18 protein-coding genes are annotated in these 19031 nt (G+C 72.4%); 16 read left to right on the top strand and 2 right to left on the bottom strand.

Annotation, left to right across the window (positions count from 1 at the left end):
- The first annotated feature begins 22 nt into the window (after positions 1 to 22).
- The 3 genes from ACCP09_RS22540 to ACCP09_RS22530 are packed head-to-tail and all read left to right on the top strand — an operon-like array spanning position 23 to position 2048.
- Entirely contained in the window at positions 23 to 289 is a 267-nt protein-coding gene (locus ACCP09_RS22540) for a hypothetical protein (RefSeq protein ID WP_433749844.1), read from the top strand.
- On the top strand, positions 282 to 1259 hold the full coding sequence (locus ACCP09_RS22535; RefSeq protein ID WP_433749841.1) for a cyclase family protein: 978 nt from the start codon (positions 282 to 284) through the stop codon (positions 1257 to 1259). Before ACCP09_RS22540 ends, ACCP09_RS22535 begins: the two co-directional genes overlap by 8 nt.
- Positions 1260 to 1289: 30 nt before the next feature.
- On the top strand, positions 1290 to 2048 hold the full coding sequence (locus ACCP09_RS22530) for an IclR family transcriptional regulator (RefSeq protein WP_433749838.1): 759 nt from the start codon (positions 1290 to 1292) through the stop codon (positions 2046 to 2048).
- A gap of 52 nt (positions 2049 to 2100) precedes the next feature.
- On the opposite strand, the gene ACCP09_RS22525 is transcribed toward ACCP09_RS22530, so the two are convergent.
- Entirely contained in the window at positions 2101 to 2994 is an 894-nt protein-coding gene (locus ACCP09_RS22525) for a LysR family transcriptional regulator (RefSeq protein WP_433749835.1), read from the bottom strand.
- 258 nt (positions 2995 to 3252) lie between these two features.
- On the opposite strand from ACCP09_RS22525, the gene ACCP09_RS22520 reads away from it, so the two are divergent.
- From ACCP09_RS22520 to ACCP09_RS22460, 13 genes are read left to right on the top strand one after another with little or no spacing between them, the layout of a single operon-like run.
- Positions 3253 to 4965, top strand: a complete 1713-nt coding sequence (locus tag ACCP09_RS22520) for an ABC transporter substrate-binding protein (protein ID WP_433749832.1) — start codon at positions 3253 to 3255, stop codon at positions 4963 to 4965.
- 1 nt (position 4966) lies between these two features.
- The gene (locus ACCP09_RS22515) at positions 4967 to 5929 is read left to right on the top strand and encodes an ABC transporter permease (RefSeq protein ID WP_027928947.1); all 963 of its coding nucleotides are present in this window, start codon (positions 4967 to 4969) and stop codon (positions 5927 to 5929) included.
- Complete coding sequence (locus ACCP09_RS22510; protein ID WP_433749828.1) at positions 5926 to 6777, top strand: ABC transporter permease; 852 nt, start codon at positions 5926 to 5928, stop codon at positions 6775 to 6777. The genes ACCP09_RS22515 and ACCP09_RS22510 overlap by 4 nt, the downstream gene beginning before the upstream one ends.
- On the top strand, positions 6774 to 8411 hold the full coding sequence (locus ACCP09_RS22505; RefSeq protein WP_433749825.1) for a dipeptide ABC transporter ATP-binding protein: 1638 nt from the start codon (positions 6774 to 6776) through the stop codon (positions 8409 to 8411). Before ACCP09_RS22510 ends, ACCP09_RS22505 begins: the two co-directional genes overlap by 4 nt.
- 10 nt (positions 8412 to 8421) lie before the next feature.
- Complete coding sequence (locus tag ACCP09_RS22500) at positions 8422 to 9627, top strand: LLM class flavin-dependent oxidoreductase (RefSeq protein WP_123686110.1); 1206 nt, start codon at positions 8422 to 8424, stop codon at positions 9625 to 9627.
- Entirely contained in the window at positions 9627 to 10508 is an 882-nt protein-coding gene (locus ACCP09_RS22495; RefSeq protein ID WP_433749822.1) for an LLM class flavin-dependent oxidoreductase, read from the top strand. Before ACCP09_RS22500 ends, ACCP09_RS22495 begins: the two co-directional genes overlap by 1 nt.
- Positions 10505 to 11698 carry an acyl-CoA dehydrogenase family protein gene (locus ACCP09_RS22490; protein ID WP_433749819.1) on the top strand — a complete coding sequence of 398 codons (1194 nt, stop codon included), beginning with the start codon at positions 10505 to 10507 and terminating at the stop codon, positions 11696 to 11698. The genes ACCP09_RS22495 and ACCP09_RS22490 overlap by 4 nt, the downstream gene beginning before the upstream one ends.
- 10 nt (positions 11699 to 11708) lie before the next feature.
- Complete coding sequence (locus tag ACCP09_RS22485) at positions 11709 to 12728, top strand: aldo/keto reductase (RefSeq protein WP_433749816.1); 1020 nt, start codon at positions 11709 to 11711, stop codon at positions 12726 to 12728.
- Complete coding sequence (locus ACCP09_RS22480) at positions 12725 to 13738, top strand: aldo/keto reductase (RefSeq protein ID WP_433749813.1); 1014 nt, start codon at positions 12725 to 12727, stop codon at positions 13736 to 13738. The genes ACCP09_RS22485 and ACCP09_RS22480 overlap by 4 nt, the downstream gene beginning before the upstream one ends.
- Positions 13735 to 14784, top strand: a complete 1050-nt coding sequence (locus ACCP09_RS22475) for an LLM class flavin-dependent oxidoreductase (RefSeq protein ID WP_433749810.1) — start codon at positions 13735 to 13737, stop codon at positions 14782 to 14784. The genes ACCP09_RS22480 and ACCP09_RS22475 overlap by 4 nt, the downstream gene beginning before the upstream one ends.
- The gene (locus ACCP09_RS22470) at positions 14781 to 16097 is read left to right on the top strand and encodes an NtaA/DmoA family FMN-dependent monooxygenase (RefSeq protein WP_433749807.1); all 1317 of its coding nucleotides are present in this window, start codon (positions 14781 to 14783) and stop codon (positions 16095 to 16097) included. The genes ACCP09_RS22475 and ACCP09_RS22470 overlap by 4 nt, the downstream gene beginning before the upstream one ends.
- Complete coding sequence (locus tag ACCP09_RS22465) at positions 16094 to 17158, top strand: LLM class flavin-dependent oxidoreductase (protein ID WP_433749804.1); 1065 nt, start codon at positions 16094 to 16096, stop codon at positions 17156 to 17158. The genes ACCP09_RS22470 and ACCP09_RS22465 overlap by 4 nt, the downstream gene beginning before the upstream one ends.
- Positions 17158 to 17973: a nitroreductase family protein gene (locus ACCP09_RS22460; protein WP_433749801.1), complete on the top strand. Its 816-nt coding sequence runs from the start codon at positions 17158 to 17160 to the stop codon at positions 17971 to 17973. The genes ACCP09_RS22465 and ACCP09_RS22460 overlap by 1 nt, the downstream gene beginning before the upstream one ends.
- 55 nt (positions 17974 to 18028) lie before the next feature.
- On the opposite strand, the gene ACCP09_RS22455 is transcribed toward ACCP09_RS22460, so the two are convergent.
- A complete protein-coding gene (locus ACCP09_RS22455; RefSeq protein ID WP_433749798.1) occupies positions 18029 to 18988 on the bottom strand; it encodes an RluA family pseudouridine synthase in 960 nt (319 codons plus the stop codon).
- Positions 18989 to 19031 lie beyond the last annotated feature (43 nt).

Genomic DNA, 19031 nt, shown 5'->3' with positions numbered 1-19031 from the left:
CCGAAACGGAAGGAACAGACCCATGAGTTCAACGATGAACCAGATCACCTCCCGTCCGAACCGGACAGTCCGGATCGCCACCTTCCTCTTCGCCCTCACCGTCGTGTTCTTCCTCCTCGCCGGACTGGCGATCGTCGTCGGGCAGATCGCCACTCTCGCCGCGGGCGAAGCCACCGCCTCCCGCCACTGGGCCGCGGCCGTCGCTCCCTACGCGTTCGGGGGCGCCTCCGTCGCCGGGTTGCTGTCCTTCGCCCTCTCCTACAGCAAGCAGGACCCCGACCGTGACTGACCACCGCATGGACGTGCCCACGTATGCACAGCTGCGTGGGCACGTCCCGCCCGGCTCCAGCTGGCGCGTCTTCGAGCACGACCCCGAACGCGGCATGGCCAACTTCGCCGGTCCCGCGCAGGTTCTCGACGCGCTCGCCTGCGTCAGGCGCGGCGCGGTCTTCAGCCTCGACCACGCCCTCGACGCGTTCGACCCGCCGATGGCGCGGGCGCGGAAAGCGCCGCGCCACGAGCTGCTTTCCGCGCACGCCGAGGCTCGCGACGACGTGCTGCGCGAGTTCTATCTGCAGGCCACCTCGCAGGTCGACGGTCTGCGGCACCGGCGCGCGTCCGGGTACGGCTTCTACAACGGGGTGCCCGATGACGACATCCGGGCGGGGCGGCCGGCGCTCGGTGTGCAGCGCTGGGCCGAGAAACCGATCGTCGGACGCGGCCTGCTCATCGACGTGGCCGGACTTCTCGCCGCCGAGGGTGCGCCGCTGGACCACCGGCATGGTCCCGCGCTGGACGTGGACATCCTCGACCGCGCGCTGCGCGCCCAGGGCGAACGCGTACGTCCCGGGGACCTGGTGCTGGTCCACACCGGGTGGGCGCGCTGGTTCCTCGACGCCGGACCCGCCCTGCGCGCCGAAGTCCGCGAGGCCCGCCGCGCCACCGGCTTCCGGCAGACCCACGACCTGCCGGAGTGGCTGTGGGACCACCAGGTCGCATTGTTCGCCACCGACACCTTCGCCGTCGAAGTCCTGCCGGTCGCCGCCGACACCTTCCTGGCCGGCGCGCCCGAGGACGCAGGCATGATGCACCAGGAGCTCATCGCCAAGCTCGGCGTGCCCCTCGGGGAGCTGTGGAACCTCACCGGCCTGGTGGCCGACAGCCGGGTCCACGGAAGGTGGGACGCGCTCGTCACCGTCAAGCCCCTGCACCTCGTCGGCGGGGTCGGCTCGCCGCCCAACGCCACCGCACTCCGGTGACTGTGCTCACTGTGTGGGAAGATGTGGCTCATGGCCGAGCCGGACAAACCCGCGACGAGCATGCGCTCGCTCGAGCGGGCCATCGACATCCTCGAGGTCATCGACTCGAGCCAGCACGCCCTGCGGCTGACCGAGATCGCCCGGCGGGCCGGGCTGCCGGTCGCCACCACCCAGCGCATTCTCGGGGTGCTCGAGGCGCGCGGCCGCGTCGAACGGGATGCCAACGGGTACCGGCCCGGGGTCGCCCTGATCTTCGGAGCGCACGCCTACCTCACGACGAGTCCGCTGCTGACCGCCGCCCGCCCGATCCTGCACGACCTCGCCGCCGCCACCGGTCTGACGGCGTCCCTGTTCAAGCGGATCGGCTGGTCCCGCGTGGTGCTCGCCCGCGTCGACGGCGCCAGCCCGCTGCGCTACGAACTGCCCATCGGCGAACGGCTGCCCCTTCACCTCGGCGCGGGCAAGGCCCTCACCGCGCAGTTGACCGACACCGAGCTGACCGAGTTCCTCGAGCAGCTCGGGAACCTCGGTCACCCGGACCGCGGTCGCGTCGACCACGACGACTTCCTGGCCGAGCTGAAGACCATCCGGGACCGCGGATACTCCCAGGCTCGCGGTGAGCGCGAACCCGGGATGGCCTCGGTCGCCGCCGCCGTGCCCGACCCGGCAGGCGCCACCGCCGCGGTCCAGGTGACCGGCACCTTCGCCGACATCCCCGAAGACCGAGTCCCCGAGCTCGGTGTGGAACTCCAGCGCGCGGCGCTCGCGATCGCGCGCCGCATCTCCTGAGCCGGAGAGCCGGCAGCACGAGCCATTTGGTCATCCCACCGCCGCTGCGGGGTTATCGCGCTCGGTCGCGGATAACGGCTTTCAGCGCCTGTGCCACGGTGGCCACGGCGGGGTGACCGGCCGTGCCGCGGCGGCGGCTGACCGAGATCTGCCGCGTGCCGTGGGCTACCGAAACGGCCACCAGGTGCGACAGTTCGGGCGGCACGGCCAGCCGTGGCACGATGGTGACCCCCGCGCCGGCCTCGACCAGGCGCGCCATGTCGCCGAAGTTGTCGATCCGGTGGGTGATCTGGGGTGTGAAGCCGGCGGCCCGGCAATTGTGCAGCAGCGAGTCGATCGACGGGGCGCCCTCCGCGGCCGCTATCCACTCGGCTTCGGCGAGCGCGCGCAGGCCGTCCCGCTCCACCCCGGCGTGCGCGGGCGGTGGCGCCAGCAGCACCAGCGGGTCGGCCGCCAGGAACTCCGACTCCAGACCGTCGGGCAGGGTCTGGCTGCGGAACGAGTAGTGGTAGGTGATCGCCAGATCCGCCTCGCCCGCCCGCAGCGCGTTCAGCGCCGGTTCCTTGATCGCGGTGACCAGCCGTAGCTTCACGTCCGAGTGCCGCAAGCGGTCCAGCACGGGGCGGGCGAGCGCCATCAGCGCGGTGCGGAACCCCACCAGGGTCACCGTCCCGGACGTGCCCTCCCGCGCGGCCGCGACCGCGCTTTCGGCCTCGTCCAGCGCCTGCAGCACCTTCGCGGCGTGCCGGACCAGCACCTGCCCGGCGTGGGTCAGCCGCAGCACCCGCCCGTCGCGGCGCAGCAGCGTGCTGCCTGCCTCCTGCTCCAGCGCCCGCAGCTGCTGGGACACCGCGGAGGTGGTGATGCCGTGCAGCTCCGACACCGCGCCGAGCGTGCCGTGTTCGGCGAGGTCGCGGATCAGCAGCAGCCGCCGGACGTCGTACATTCCCACAGCCTGGAACAACCTTGGGCGCTTGTCGACGCTTCCCACATAATGACCAGGCGCCTTCCGTTAAGCGAAACTGCACGAAACCCGTAGTGGGATCGAGTTGTTCCGCGATAGCGTCCACATAGGACGCAACATGTCGTCTTGATCCGTGGGATCCGTTGGAAGAGCCCGTGGTGCGCCGTATCGTCGCGTCTGGCACCGGCGCTCTCATCCACCATCCACAAAGGATGCTCCAGTCCCCACGGGAGAAGTGCAATGTCCGATCTTCGCAGTACCCTCGCCAACGCCGGGGTCCCACGCCGCAGATGGCGCTGGGTGGCCGCGGCGATCGCGGTCGTGGTGATCACCGGGATCGTCGTCGCGGTCGTCCGCGGCGGCGGCTCCGGCGAGGCCACGGCCGCCGGCCAGCCCGTGCGCGGCGGCACCCTGCAGTTCGCGCTGATCGACTACCAGCGCAGCCCCGACCCGCAGTGGGGCACCAACTACGCCGAATCGCTCATCGGCAACAACATCACCGACAAGCTCACCTGGCAGGACCCGGCCACCGGCGAGATCACGCCGTGGCTGGCGCAGTCCTGGGAGTACAACAGCGACCTCACCGAGTTCACCTTCCACCTGCGCCGGGACGTGACCTTCAGCGACGGCTCGCCGTTCGACGCCGAGGTGGTCAAGGCCAACTTCGACCAGTACGTCCACGGCGACCCCGCGCTGGGCATCCTGCCCAATGGCGCCTCGCTGCTGCGCGGCTACCGCGAAACCCAGGTGCTGGATCCCTACACCGTCAAGATCAGCTTCGCGCAGCCGCTGGCCAGCTTCCTGCAGGCCTCCTCGTTCACCGCGAACGCCCAGCCCGGTTTCCTGTCCCTGTCGACGCTGAAGCTCAGCGCCGACCAGCGCACCGACCCGACGAAGGTGATCGGCACCGGCCCGTTCGTCTACGAGTCGTGGGAACCGCAGGTCAAGACCGTCCTGGCGCGTCGCGCCGGCTACCACTGGTCGCCGCCCGCGCTGCACCACGAGGGCGAGGCCTACCTGGACAAGGTCGTGTTCAACACGATCCCGGAGGCCAGCGTGCGCACCGGCTCGCTCGTCTCGGGCACCGTCGACGCGACGCTGGACGTCGGCACCACCGACGAGAAACCGCTGGCCGACCAGGGGTTCCAGATCATCCACCGCGGCGTCTCGGGCACCGCGATCTACTTCGCCTTCAACAGTTCGCTGTTCCCCACCAACGACATCGCCGTGCGCAAGGCCATCCAGCTCGGCTGGGACCGGCAGGCGATCGAGAAGACCATCCTCACCCCGTCCTACTCGATCGCGAAGTCCATCCTCGAACCGTCGGTGCCCGGATTCGCCGACTACAGCGGCTCGGTCCTGAAGTACGACCCGGATCAGGCCAGGCGGCTGCTGGACCAGGCGGGCTGGGTGCCCGGGCCGGACGGGATCCGCGTGAAGGACGGCCGCAAGCTCACCGTGAAACTGCTGGGCATCAGCAACCTCGTGGTGAACAAACCCGCCTACGAGTCGGTGCAGCAGGACCTGCGGGAAATCGGCATCGATCTGCAGCTCACCGTCGTCCCCATCCCGGACTACACCGCGCAGCAGGCCAAGGCGAAGACCGACTGGAACATCACCGCCGCCAACCGCTCGCGCAACGACCCGGCCGCGCTCACGTTGCAGTTCGGTCCGTCGGCGGGCAACAGCACCTACCTCTCCGCGGACTCCACGGGCGTGGACGTGAACGAGGTCGCGCAGGTGCTGGGCAAGCTGGAAACCACCCTGGACCCGGCGACCCGCAACGCGTACGCGAAACAGGCGCAGGACCTCCTGCTGGAGAAGTACGCGCTGGTGAACCCGGTCTACAACCCCTCACAGGTCATCGCGCACGCCCCGTACGTGCACGGGATCGTCTTCGACGCGCAGTCCCGCAACCACTTCGTGGACGCGTGGAAGAACCCCGGGAACTGACATGCTGCGTTACGTCGCCGGCAAGGCCGGCCGGGCGGTGTTCGTGGTCTGGGCCGCGTTCACGCTGACCTTCATCCTGCTCTACGTCCTGCCGGCGAACCCGGTCGACCTGCTCTTCGACCCGGCCGAGGTCAACTCGGTGCCGCCGGAGGTGAAGGCGGCGGTGGCAGAGAGCTACGGCTTCACCGAGCCGGTGCTGGTGCAGTACCTGGACCGGCTCGGGCACGCGGTCCGCGGTGATTTCGGCACCTCCGCCCAGACGGGCGCGTCGGTGGCCTCCTCGATCGCGGGTGTCCTGCCGGCCACGCTCGGGCTGGCCGTGGGCGCGCTGGCCCTCGCGCTGGTCATCGCGTTCGTCATCGCGCTCGTGGCGACCGCGGCCCGGCAGCGGTGGCTGCGCAACCTGGTGGAGTCGCTGCCGACGGCGTCGGTGTCGATCCCGGTGTTCCTGTCCGGGATCCTGCTGCTGCAGATCTTCGCGTTCCGGCTGGGCTGGTTCCCGGCGTTCGGCGAGCGGGGCTGGCAGAGCCTGGTGCTGCCGCTGGTCACGCTGGCGATCCCGGTGTCCGGGCCCATCGCGCAGCTGCTGGTGCGGTCGTTCGCCACCGAGTTCCGCTCGGGGTACGTCACAACGAGCTGGGCCAAGGGCGCGACCCGCGCGCGGATCATCGTCGGCGACGTGTTCCGCAACGCCAGCCTGCCCGCGCTGACGATCGCCGCGGTGACGTTCGGCAGCCTCATGGTCAACGCGGTCATCGTGGAGACCGTGTTCGCCCGCAAGGGCCTCGGCCGGATGACCCAGACCGCGATCAACACCCTCGACCTGCCGCTGGTGCAGGGCATCGTGGTGTTCGTCGCCGCCGCGTTCGCGCTGATCAACCTGGTCGTGGACCTGGTGTACCCGCTGCTGGACCCGCGTCTGCGCGCCACGCTCGCGGTCGCCGGGGGAAGGGGGACCCGATGACGGCGACCGTCCTGGCGCCCACCCGGTCCGGCGCGCTGCGGCGCCTCGGGGAGGCGGCGCGCCGGCCCGGGCTGGTGCTGGCGTGGGTGATCGTGCTGGTGGCGCTGGGGTGGGCGCTGTTCCCGTCGCTGTTCACCTCCTACAGTCCCTACGCCGGCGACCCGGACGCCAGCTTCGCCCCGCCCGGCGCCGAGCACTGGTTCGGCACCGACCGGCTGGGGCGGGACCTGTTCGCCCGCACCGTGCACGGGGCCGGCACCACGCTGACCGCGACCCTGTTCGCGGTGCTGATCGGGTTCGGCGCCGGCTCGCTGCTGGGGCTGGTCGCCGGGTTCGCCCGCGGCTGGGCCGACACCGCGATCATGCGGGTGGTCGACGTGTTCCTGGCGATCCCGAACCTGTTGCTGGCCATGGTGATCGTGTCGGTGCTGGGTTACGCCACCGACAACATCGCCCTCGCCGTGGGGATCTCCTCGATCGCGTCGTTCGCCCGGGTGATGCGGGCCGAGGTGCTCTCCGTCGCCTCACGGGACTACGTACGCGCGGCCTACGGGCTGGGGGTGCGCAGACTCGGCGTCGTGGTGCGGCACATCGTGCCGAACTCACTGAGCTCGGTGCTCGCACTGGCGGCACTGGAGATCGGCTCGGCGATCCTGTCGGTCGCCGGGCTGGGGTTCCTCGGTTACGGCGCCCCGCCGCCGGAGCCGGAGTGGGGGTTGCTGGTGGCCGAGGGCCGCGACTTCGTGGCCGTGCACCCGTGGATTTCGCTGCTGCCGGGCGCGGCGCTGGCCGCGGTCGTGCTCGCCACCCACCGGATCAGCACGTCGTTGAGAAAGGACCACGGATGAGCGAGGACCCGCTGCTGCGGATCACCGGCCTGGCGGTCGACTACCGCACCGGCCGTCGTGCCTGGACCACCGCGGTCCACGACGTCAGCCTGCACGTCGAACCCGGCGAGTTCGTGTCGCTGGTCGGCGAGTCCGGATCGGGCAAGACCACCGTGATCCAGGGTGCGCTGGGCCTGCTGCCGGACTCGGCGCGGATCCGGTCGGGCACCATCGAGTTCTCCGGTGTGGACGTGACCGGGTGGAACGACCAGCGGATGGCGCTGGTGCGCGGCAACCACGTGGGGTTCGTGCCGCAGGACCCGAACACCTCGCTCAACCCGGTCAAGCGGATCGGGCAGCAGGTGGTCGAGGCGGTCCGCTTCAACGAACCGGGCAAGCGGACCGCGGCCGAGCACCGGGCGGCCGCGCTGGAGAGCCTGCGCACCGCGGGCCTGGCCGACGCGGAGCGCGTGTTCGGGCAGTACCCGCACGAGTTGTCCGGTGGCATGAAACAACGCGCGCTCATCGCGATCGCGCTGGCGGGCAAGCCGAAGATCATCGTCGCCGACGAGCCCACCAGCGCGCTGGACGTGACGTTCCAGAAGGTCATCCTGGACCACCTGGAGCGGCTGCGCGAGGAGCTGGGCATCGGCATCCTGCTGGTCACCCACGATCTCGGGGTGGCGCTGGACCGGTCGGACCGCATCCTGGTCATGCGGGGCGGGCGGATCGTCGAATCCGGTCCGGTGCGGGAGGTGCTGGACGCCACCGCCGACGACTACACGCGACAGTTGCTCGACGCCAATCCGGCGCGTCACGCCGGGCGGCTGGAACCGGCGTCCGGCACCCCGGTGGTCCCGGGCGAGGTGGTGTTGCGGGCGAACGGTCTGAGCAAGACCTACCAGCTGCGGGGCCGCGGTGAGCTGCGTGCCCTGGATGCCGCGGATCTGGTGGTGCGCAAGGGAACCACGCACGCGATCGTGGGCGAGTCCGGGGCGGGGAAGTCCACGCTGGCGAGCATCCTGGCCGGTTTCACGACCGCCGAGGCGGGCACGGTCCACCTGGGCGAGCGTTCGCTCACCGGGCTGCGCGGAGCCGAGTTGCGCGCCGTGCGCCGGGACCTGCAGTTCGTGTTCCAGAACCCGTTCACCTCGCTCGACCCGCGGTGGACGGTCGGCAAGCTGGTGGCCGAGCCGTTGCGCGCGTTCGGGCTCGGCGGCACCCGGCGTGAGCGGACCGGGCGGGTGGTCGAGCTGCTGACGGCGGTGGCGCTGGACGAAAGCCACCTGCACCGCCTGCCCGGTCAGCTGTCCGGTGGTCAGCGGCAGCGGGTCGCGATCGCCCGCGCGCTGGCGCTCACCCCGCAGGTGCTGGTGCTCGACGAGGCGGTCAGCGCGCTGGACGTGGTGGCGCAGGCGCAGATCCTGCAGTTGCTCGTCGACCTGCAGGCCGAGTTCGGGCTGAGCTACGTGTTCGTCACCCACGACCTGGGCGTGGTCCGGCTGATCGCGCACGACGTGTCCGTGATGAAGGACGGCGCGGTGGTCGAGACCGGCCCGGTGGAGCGGATCTTCGGCGCCCCGGAGCACCCCTACACCCGAGAACTGCTGGACGCGATCCCCGGCACGCGCCTGGCCGCGGCCGGCGCGCGGTAAGGAGCGAACAGTGCTGCACCTCAACGTCAACATCCTCAACGCGGGCGTGTTCGGCGGGTCCTGGCGGTTCCCCGGCACCGACGGCACCGCCAGCTACACGATCGAGCACTACACCTCGATCGCGAAGAAGGCCGAGGAGGCCAAGCTCGACGCCGTGTTCCTGGCCGACGGCCCGGCGCTGGACCCCGGCATCAAGCACCGCACCGGCAACAACTTCGAGCCCACCACGGTGCTCGCGCGGATCGCGGCCCGGACGGAGCGGATCGGGCTGATCGGCACCCTGTCCTCCTCCTACAACGACCCGGTCGAACTGGCCCGCCGCCTCGGCGACCTCGACCACGTCAGCGGCGGCCGGTTCGGCTGGAACGTGGTCACCACCGCGGGACCGGTGGCCGCCCGCAACTTCGGCCGCGACGGCGAGATCGACCACGCGGTGCGGTACCAGCGCGCCGCGTGGTTCACCCAGCAGGTGGTGGCCGCGTGGGCGTCGCGCACCCGGTTCCCCTCGCCGCAGGGCCGTCCGGTGGTGGTGCAGGCCGGCGGGTCCAGCGACGGGCGCCGGCTCGCATCCCGCGTCGCCGAGGTGGTGTTCTCGGCAGACCAGGACCTGGAGCACGCGCGCGCCTTCCGGGCGGAGATCCGCGCCGGTGCCGTCCAGTTCGGACGCGACCCGGCGGAGATCGTGGTGCTGCCGGGGCTGTCCACCGTCGTCGGCAGCACCGAGGCTGAGGCGAAGCGGCGCCGCGAGTTGCTGGACGAGCTGCTCCCGGACGCCTACGGCCGCGGCCGGCTCGCGGCCCAGCTGGGGATCTCGCTGGACGGCCTGCGCGACGACGAACCGATCCCCGCCGGCCTGCTCGTGGAACCCGACGAAGCGGGCGGATCGCAGACGTTCTACCGGGTCGTCAAGGAGATCATCGACCGGGAGAATCCGACACTGGGCACGTTGCTCAAGCGGTTGTCCGGCGGTGGCGGGCACCGCATCGTCACCGGCACCCCGGAGCAGATCGCCGACGACATCGAGACCTGGTACCGCGCCGGCGCGGCGGACGGGTTCAACGTCATGCCCGACGTGCTGCCCTCCGGTTTCGACGACTTCGCCGACCACGTCGTCCCCGAACTGCGCAGGCGCGGGCTGTTCCGCACCGACTACGACGGCACCACGCTGCGCGCCCACCTCGGCCTCGGCCTGCCTGCTCTGGAAGGAGCCGCTTGATGAGCACGATCGTGCAGCTGGCCCTCGCGGTCGGCGACCGCGTCTCGCTGGGCGAGGCGAGCGCGCTGACCGCGCTGGCCCGGGAGTCCGGGGTGGCGGCGATCCGCCTGGCCGACACCCCGCACACCCTCGACCCGACGGTGACCGCGTCCCACCTCGCCGGAGTCCACAGTGGAATCGGCTTCGTCGCCGAGGTGCCGACCACGCACCACGCGCCCTACAACACCGCGCGCCGGGTGTCGTCGCTGGACCGCGCCACCGGTGGCCGGGCGGGCATCGCCCTGCTCGCCGGGGACGGGGACGAGGTCAGCGACGCGACCGCCCCGGATCCCGCCGCGGCGGATCCGGCGCGGCGGTGGAGCGAGTACGCCGGTGTCCTGACCCGGCTGTGGGAGTCGTTCCCGCGGCGGGCGCTGATCGGCGACCAGGAGGCGGCTCTGGTCGTGCGGGAGGAGCTGATCCGGCCGGTCGGTCACGACGGCGTGTACTACCGGGTGGCGGGTCCGCTGGACGGGCCGTCGTCGGCGCAGGGCCGCCCCGTGGTGGTCGCCGACCTCGGCGTCCTCGACCCGGCCGCGGTCGCGGAGTCCGCGGATGTCGTCGTGGTCGAGCACGCGGCCGGGGCCGACGACGCCCTCACCGAAGCGCTGCGCGCGGTGGGCCGCGACCGCCGGGAGGTGACGTTGCTGGGCCGGGTCCCGGTGGGTTCGCCCGCGGATGTCCTGGCGTGGGTGCACGAGCACCGGCTGGACGGAGTCGAGCTGGTGCCCGCGGGCGGCGCCGGCGAGGTGGTGGCGGTGCTGCGGGCGTGGGCGACCGAGGCCGCCCCGCCACCGACGCTGCGGGCCGCGCTCGGCCTGCGGGCGGAGGTGGCGGCATGACCGCGGTGGCCCCCGCCCCGACCGTCGAGGGCATCCGCGCCGCGGTCGCCCCGATCCTCGCGCGTTTGCGGGCGACCGCCGCCGTCCGGGAACGCGCTCGGGACTACGCCTTCGCCGACGTCCGGGCGCTCGCCGAGCAGCGGATCACGCTGACCGGGATCGCCGTGCGGGACGGCGGGGCGGGCGGCTCGGTGCGCGACGTGGCCGACCTGGTGGTGGCGATCGCCCGCGCCGACTCGAACGTGGCCCAGGCGTTGCGCAGCAGCTTCCTCACCGCGAACCGGGTCGCGACGCGGCCCGATCTGCCGCACCGGGAGGTGACGCTCCGGCGGTTGCGGGCCGGGGACCTGTTCGCCGGAACCAGCAACGAGCGCACCGGCGGCGCCAGCGGTTCGGTGAGCACGACGTTGCGCCGCGACGGCGACGGTTACCTGCTCAACGGCGAGAAGTACTACTCGACCGGCGGGCTCTACGCGTCGTGGTTCTCCGGCTCGGCCCTGGACGACAACGGCGACGTCGTGTTCTTCACGGTGCCGGTGGACCGGGCGGGGGTGCACCGGCTGGACGACTTCGACGCCGTCGGCCAGCGACTGACCGCCAGCGGCACCACGGGGCTGGTGAACGTCCGCGTCACGGCCGAGGAGATCGCGCCGCGGGACAACCACCTGCTGGACAACCCGTGGCTGGGATCGTTCGCCCAGCTGTACCTGGCGGCGATCGAGGCGGGCATCGCCGCGGCCGCCCTCGACGACGCCGCCGCGTTCGGCCGCGAGAAGGCCCGGCCGATCAAGCACAGCTCGGCGTCGAGGTCGGTCGAGGACCCGTACGTGCGGGAGACCGTGGGGGAGATCGCGGCACGGGCGCACGCCGCGCGGTCCGCGGTGCTGCTGGCCGCCGAGGTGCTGGAGCGCGTGCGCGGACTGAGCGGCGCGCAGGCGCGCACGGCGGGGGCGGAGGCCGCGGTCACGGTGGCGCAGGCCGGTGTGGTGGCGATCGAGTCCGCGCTGCGCGCCGCCGAACTGCTCTTCGACGTCGCGGGCGGCTCCATCACCGACCGCGACCTCGGCTTCGACCGGCACTGGCGCAACGCCCGCGTGGTCGCCAACCACAACCCACGGCGCTGGAAGGCCGCGGTCGCCGGCGCCTACCACCTCACCGGCGAGGAACCGCCGACGACCGGGCTCTTCTAGGAGGACCACGTTGACCCTCGAACCCACCCGGGTGCTGGGACGCACCGGCGTCCTGCTCACCCCGCTCACCCTCGGCGCCATGAACTTCGGCCGCCGGCAGGACGAGGCCGCCGGCGTCGGCATCATCCACGCCGCGCTGGACGCCGGGATCACCGCGATCGACACCGCCGACGTCTACGGCCAGGGCCGCTCCGAGGAGATCGTCGGCAAGGCCATCCGGGGCAGACGCGACGACATCTTCCTCGCCACCAAGTTCTCCGGCCGCGTCGGCGACGACCCGCGGCACGCGGGCACGTCCCGCCGCTGGATCGTGCGCGCCGTGGAGGACAGCCTGCGGCGGCTGGGCACCGACCACCTCGACCTCTACCAGGCCCACCGGCCCGACCCGCGCACGAGCCTGCTGGAAACCCTGCAGACGCTCAGTGACCTGGTGCGCCAGGGCAAGATCCGCTACTACGGCACGTCGGTGTTCCCGGCGCACCAGCTCGTCGAGGCGCACTGGCTGGCCGAAAAACACGGCCTCATCGCCCCGCACACCGAGCAGCTGCCCTATTCACTGCTCGTGCGCGGCGCCGAACGCGAGGTCTTCCCCGTGACACGCAAGTACGGCGTCGGCGTGCTCGGCTACGGGCCGCTCGCCGCCGGCTGGCTGTCCGGGAAGTACCGGATCGGTGGCGGGCAACCGGAGTCGGCGCGCGCCGATCTCGTGCCCGGCCGGTTCGACGTCTCGCTGGAACGCAACCAGCGCAAGCTCGCCGCCGCCGACGCGCTCGCCCGGCTCGCCGAGGACACCGGGCGGTCCCTGGTCGACCTCGCCGTCGGGTTCGCGCTCACCCACCCGGCGGTGAGCAGCGTGATCATCGGCCCGCGCACCAGCGAGCACCTGGCCGCCTACCTCAAGGCCGCCACCGTCGAGCTGGACGAGGACACCCTCGACCGCATCGACGAGATCGTCAGCCCCGGCACGCAGTTCCTCGAACGCGACACCGGCCGGGAATTCCCCGTCCGCGACAACAGGAAGGCCCCATGAGCACCTACACGCCCGCCGACGACCGCTACGACGCAGCCGAGTTCCGCCGCGCCGGCCACTCCGGTCTCGACCTGCCCGCGTTCTCCTTCGGGCTGTGGCAGAAGTTCGGCCCCGGCTATTCCTACGACACCCGGCGCGAGATCGTGCTGCGCGCCTTCGACCTGGGCATCGCCCACTTCGACAACGCCGACCGCTACGGGCCGCCGCACCGCGCCGCGCAGGAGTTCTTCGGCCAGGTGCTCGCGCGCGACCTCAAGCCGTACCGGGACGAGCTGATCCTGTCCACCAAGGCAGGCAACCCGATCGGCAAGAGCCCCTACCTCAAGGGCGCCTCGCGCAAGTCGCTGCTGGCCTCGCTCGACCACAGCCTGCGCGACCTGGGCACCGACTACGTCGACATCTTCTACAGCCACAGCCCGGACGAGAGCACCCCGCTGGAGGAGACGGTGGGCGCCCTGGTCAGCGCGGTGCAGCAGGGCAAGGCGCTCTACGTCGGCATCTCCAACTACCAGCCGGACCGGGCGCGTGAGATCGCCGGGCAGCTGCGGCGGGCCGGTGTCCCGCTGCTGGTCCACCAGCCGCGGTATTCGATCTTCGACCGGCGGCCGGAACGCAACGGCCTGCTGGAGCTGGCCGCCGCCGAGGGGTTCGGCCTGATCGTGTACTCGCCGCTGGCGCAGGGGTTGCTGACCGACAAGTACCTGGTGGACATCCCCGACGGCGCGCGGGCACGGGACAGCGCTTTCCTGTCGCCGGAGGTCATCGACGACACCTACCGGCAGCGGGCCGCGGCGTTGAACAAGATCGCGGCCGACCGTGGCCAGTCGCTGGCGCAGCTGGCGCTGCAGTGGGTGCTGCGCCGCCCGGAGGTCACCTCGGCGTTGATCGGCGCCAGTTCGGTCGCGCAACTGGACCACAACGTGCGGGCGCTGGATTTCCCGCCGCTGACCGAGGCGGAGCTGGCGGCGATCGACGAGCACGGCGTGCACGGCACCGGGCTGACGCTGTGAACGCCCCGATCGGTGCGGGGGTCGAGGACGGGCGGCCGTTCCGGCTGAACTTCCTGCTGCACCTCGACGACGACCTGGCGCCGGCGCGGGCCTACCGGCAGGGGATCGAGCTGTTCCGCATCGCCGAGGAGCTGGGCTACGACTCGGGCTGGGTGATCCAGCGGCACTTCCGGCAGGGCAAGGAACACGTGTCCGCGCCGCTGGTCGTGCTCGCCGCGATCGCCGAGCACACCAGCCGCATCGGGCTGGGCACCGGTGTGCTGGTGCTGCCGCTGGAGGACCCGCTCAAGGTGGCCGAGGACGCGGCGACCCTGGACGAGCTGTCCGGCGGGCGCCTGGAACTCGGGGTCGGATCGGGGCCGTTCCCCGGCGCGTGGGAGGCGTTCGGGCGGGACCTGGACCGGCGGCACGACGAGTTCGACGCCGCGGTGGCGCGGCTGCACGAGGTGCTCGACGGCAAGGCGCTCAACAGCCTCGGCGAGGTGCTGCACCCACCCGGCGCCGGGGTGCGGCAGCGGCTGTGGCAGGCCACGACCAGCGCTCCCGGCCGGGCCGTGGCGTCCGCGGCGGCGGCCGGCCGCGCCGGGGACGGGCTGCAACTGTCCCGCGCCACCGCGTGGAGCGGCGGTTCGGTGCGCGAGGCGCAGCAGGCGCAGGCGGACTGGATCCAGGCCTACCGGGCGGCGTGGACCGAGCCTGGTCGCGCGCCGCGGGTGCAGGTGTCGCGGGCGGTCTACCCGCACCCGGATCGGGCGGCGGCGGTGCGGCTGGTGACGCCCGGGGTGCGGCGGTGGCAGAGCTGGCAGTCGCACCGGCGGGACGCCGCGGGGCTCGGTGTGGCGGAGTACCTGGCGGCCGACCACGCGCTGCTCGGCCCGGCCGCGGAGCTGGCGGGAGAGCTCGCCGCCGACCCGGCCCTGCGACAGGCGACCGACCTGCTGGTCAGTTTCGTGCCCGGAGTGCCCGGCTTCGACGAGCACGTGCGGCTGCTGACGGACACGGCGACGGAACTCGCGCCGTTGCTGGGATGGAGCCCGGCGTCGTGACCTTCCACCTGAACCTGTCGTTGATGACGCCCGGGCACTTCCGCACCGCGTGGCGGCTCCCGCACGCCGACCCACTGGCCTATGTGGACATCGACCACTACCGGCGGCTCGCGCGGATCGCCGAGCAGGCGAAGATCGACGCGGTGTTCCTCGGCGACAGCCCGGCGCTGCGCGGCGAGATCGAGGACGCGCCGGGCACCGGTCTCGACCCGCTCGTGCTGCTGGGGCACCTGGCGGCGATCACCACGCACCTCGGGGTGATCGCCACCAGCTCGACCACCTACAACTTGCCCTACAACCTCGCCCGGCGTTTCCAATCGCTGGACCACGTGACGCGAGGCCGGGCCGCGGTCAACGTCGTCACCACCGGCAGTCCCGCGGCGGCCGCGAACTTCGGTCTCGCCGAGCACCCGCCGAAGGGGGAGCGGTACCGGCGGGCGCACGAGTTCCTCGAGGTCGTCACGCGGCTGTGGGACAGCTGGGACCGGGGCGCGATCGTCGCCGACAAGCGGGGCGGCCGCTACGCCGACCCCGACCTCATCCACCGCATCGACCACGTGGGCGAGTTCTTCTCGGTGGCGGGCCCGCTGCCGGTCACCGCGGGACCGCAGGGGCGGCCGGTGATCGTGCAGGCCGGCGGGTCCGCGGAGGGGCTCGCGCTGGCGGGGCGGTTCGCCGACGTGGTGTTCACGGTGGCGCAGACCCAGGCCAAGGCCGTGGCCTTCCGCGACGACATCCGTGTGCGGGCGGCCGGAGCCGGGCGCCACCCGGACGACGTGAAGGTCTCGCTCGGCGTGGTCGTGCTCGTCGCGGAGACCGAGGCGCAGGCCCGGCGCCGGGAACAGGAGCTGTACGCGACACTGCCGATCGAGCGGTTGTCCGCCGCGCTCGTGGCGAACCTCGGGCTGCCGCCGGACAGGTTCGGCCCGGATGATCCGATCACGGTCGCCGATTTGCCGGACCGGGTGCCGGAGAGCGCCTTCTCCACCGGGTTCAGTGCCTCCACCCGCGCCCTGATCGCGGACGGGCCGCGCACGCCGCGGGAGCTCGTCCAGCGGGGCGCCGGGGGATCGGGGCACCGGCTGCTGGTCGGTTCGGCCGAGCAGGTCGCCGACGACCTGCAGGCGTGGTACGAGGCCGGCGCCGCCGACGGGTTCACGGTGATGCCGGCCGACACCGCCGTCGACTTCGAGAACTTCGCCCGGCTGGTCGTGCCGATCCTGCAGGAGCGCGGCCTGTTCCAGACCGGGTACCGCCACCCGACCCTGCGCGGCCGTCTCCTGGCGCGCCTGACCGAGGGAGCATTGTCGTGAGTGCCGAATTCCTGTGGTACATCCCGAACCAGGCCGAGCCCGGCCACCGCGGCGACGCCGTCACCGCCGACCACAACAGCCTGGACACCCTCACCGCACAGGCGAAAGCCCTGGAGGAGCACGGCTGGGGCGGCGCGCTGATCGGCACCGGCTGGGGACGGCCGGACACCTTCACGGTCGCCACCGCACTGGCCGCGCGCACGACGACGTTCCAGCCGTTGATCGCGGTGCGGCCCGGCTACTGGCGGCCGGCGAACTTCGCCTCCGCCGCCGCGACACTGGACCACCTCACGCAGGGGCGGGTGCTGGTCAACATCGTGTCCGGAAAGGACAACCTCGCCGCCTACGGCGACAGCGAAGGCGACCAGGCCCAGCGGTACGCGCGCACCAAGGATTTCCTGCGGATCGTGCGCAGGTTGTGGACGGAGGAGAACGTCACCTTCCACGGCGAGCACTTCAGCGTGACCGACGCGACGGTGGCGCCGCGCCCGGTGGTGCGGGGTGAGCGCCGTCATCCGCGCCTGTACTTCGGCGGCGCGTCCGCGGCGGCCGAGGAGGTCGCCGCCACCGAGGCCGACGTGCAGTTGTTCTGGGGCGAGCCGCTGGACGGGGTCGCCGAGCGGATCGACCGGCTGGAGCGGCTGAGCGAGAAACTCGGCCGGGAGCATGCGCCGCTGGAGTACGGGCTGCGCGTGACGACGCTGGTGCGGGACACGACGGAGCAGGCGTGGGCCGACGCGGAGGCGAAGGTCGAGGCGATGGCGAAGGGCGCGATCAGCCGCGACCCCAACCGGTTCGTCGCCACCGGCCAGCAGCGGCTCCTGGAGCTGGCCACCCGAGGCGACGTGCTCGACGACAACCTCTACACCGCGCCCGGCCGCTACGGCGGTGGCGGCGCGGGGACCACGTGGCTCGTCGGCTCGGCCGAGGACGTGGCGAAGTCGCTGCGCCGCTACCAGTCGCTGGGCATCACGCACTTCGTCCTGTCCGACACCCCGTACCTGCCGGAGATCAAACGCCAGGGCGACCAGCTGCTGCCGTTGCTGAGGGAGGACAGCTGATGACGGTCGAGGACCCCTACCGCGCCCGGTACGGTCCCGGCGCGCCGACGGACCTCCCCGATCTGTGGAGCGACCTGGTGGCCGCGCAGCTGGCCCACCGCTCGGTGCGCGCCTACCTGCCGGATCCGGTCTCCGACGCGACGCTGACCACGCTGATCGCGGCGGCCCAGTCCGCGCCGTCGTCGAGCAACCTGCAGTTGTGGAGCGTGGTCGCCGTCCGTGATCCGCGGCGGCGCGCCCGGCTGGCCGAGGTCGCCGGCGGTCAGCGGCACATCACGGAGGCGCCACTGCTGCTGGTGTGGCTCGCCGACCTCGCCCGCGCCCGGCGGATCGCGGCGGAGGCGGGCGCCTCCGGCGAGGGGGCGGACTACCTGGAAAGCGCTCTGGTGGCCGTCATCGATGCCGCGCTGGCGGCCCAGAACGCCGCGCTGGCCGCGGAATCCCTCGGGCTGGGCACGGTGTTCGCCGGCGCGTTGCGCAACGACCCGCTCGCGGTGTCGCGCGAGCTGGGGCTGCCCGCACACGTGTTCCCGGTTTTCGGGCTCGTGGTCGGGCATCCGGACCCGGCACGAGCCACCGAAATCAAGCCGCGGCTGGCGCAACGCGTGGTGCTGCACCACGAGCGCTACGACGACTCCGCGCAGGCCGACGGGATCCGCGACTACGAGAAACTCCTGGCCGACTTCTACGCCGAGGCGGGCCTGGAGCCCAGCTGGGTGCGGCGGGTGGCGGACCGCTTCGGCAGCGTCGAGGGACTGCGCGGCCGCGACAGGCTGCGCGAAGCGTTCCGGCGGCAGGGTTTCCAGCTGCGCTGACGCTAGCTCGTGCATCTCCACCCGGGTGATGCGCTTCCGCCGGGCAGCGAACCCATCACCCGGGACGCGATGCGGTGCCCGCCTCGTCGCCGCCGCTCCAGTCCGCATAGGACTCCCACGCGCCCAGCGTCAGCTTGCTTTCGAAGTGCCGCCGCTCGCCCGTCACGGGGTCGGTGAACTCGAGCGTCTTGGCCAGCAGCTGCAGCGGGCGGCGGAAGTCGTCGAGCGGGGCCTCGACGACGGTGGGGTAGAAGCGGTCGCCCAGGATCGGGATCCCGAGGTGGTTCATGTGGACGCGCAGCTGGTGGGTGCGCCCGGTCGCGGGCACCAGCCGGTAGCGGCCGCGGCCGTCCGCGTGCTCGAGCAGCTCGACTCGGGTCTCGGCGTTGACCGGCCCGGCGACTTCGCGCGCGGTGAGGCTCCCGCGGTCCTTGACGATCCGGCTCCGCACCGTGACGGGAAAGTCCAGGTGGGGGTCGTGCCGCGCGATCGCCTCGTACTCCTTGGTGACGCGGCGGTCCCGGAACAGGGTCTGGTAGCGGCCGCGGTACTCGCGCCGCGTGACGAACAGGAGCAGCCCGGCCGTGGCGCGGTCCAGCCGGTGCGCCGGGCTCAGCTCCGGCAGCCCGAGGTCGCGCCGCAGCCGGACGAGCGCGGTCTCCAGCACGTGCTGTCCCCGCGGAATCGTGGCCAGGAAATGCGGCTTGTCGGCCACCACGAGGTGCTCGTCGCGGTGCACGACGCCGATCGGGAACGGCACCGGCACCTCGTCGGGCAGGTCGCGGTGGAACCACACGAACCCGCCCGGCCGGAACGGGGTGTCGGCGGTGACCGGGCCGTTCTCGCCGGCGATCCGTCCCTCGGCGAGCATCTCGTCGAGCCGTCCCGCGGGCAGGCGGCTGAGGCGCTCGGCGAGGTGGTCGCGAATCGTGGTCCACGGCCCCTCGGCGGGCAGCTTCAGCCGCGCCGGGGCGAGCCCGTGGCGCTGCGGCAGCGGGGCCGGCCTGTGTGACACGGGTGGACCCTACCGGCGCCCCCGGGAGGTTCATCGGCCCTAT

This window comes from Amycolatopsis sp. 3B14 (assembly GCF_050958625.1).
Lineage (GTDB): Bacteria > Actinomycetota > Actinomycetes > Mycobacteriales > Pseudonocardiaceae > Amycolatopsis_E > Amycolatopsis_E thermoflava.
The sequence above is the reverse complement of the archived record's forward strand: the minus strand, read 5'-3'. Positions and strand labels throughout refer to the sequence as shown.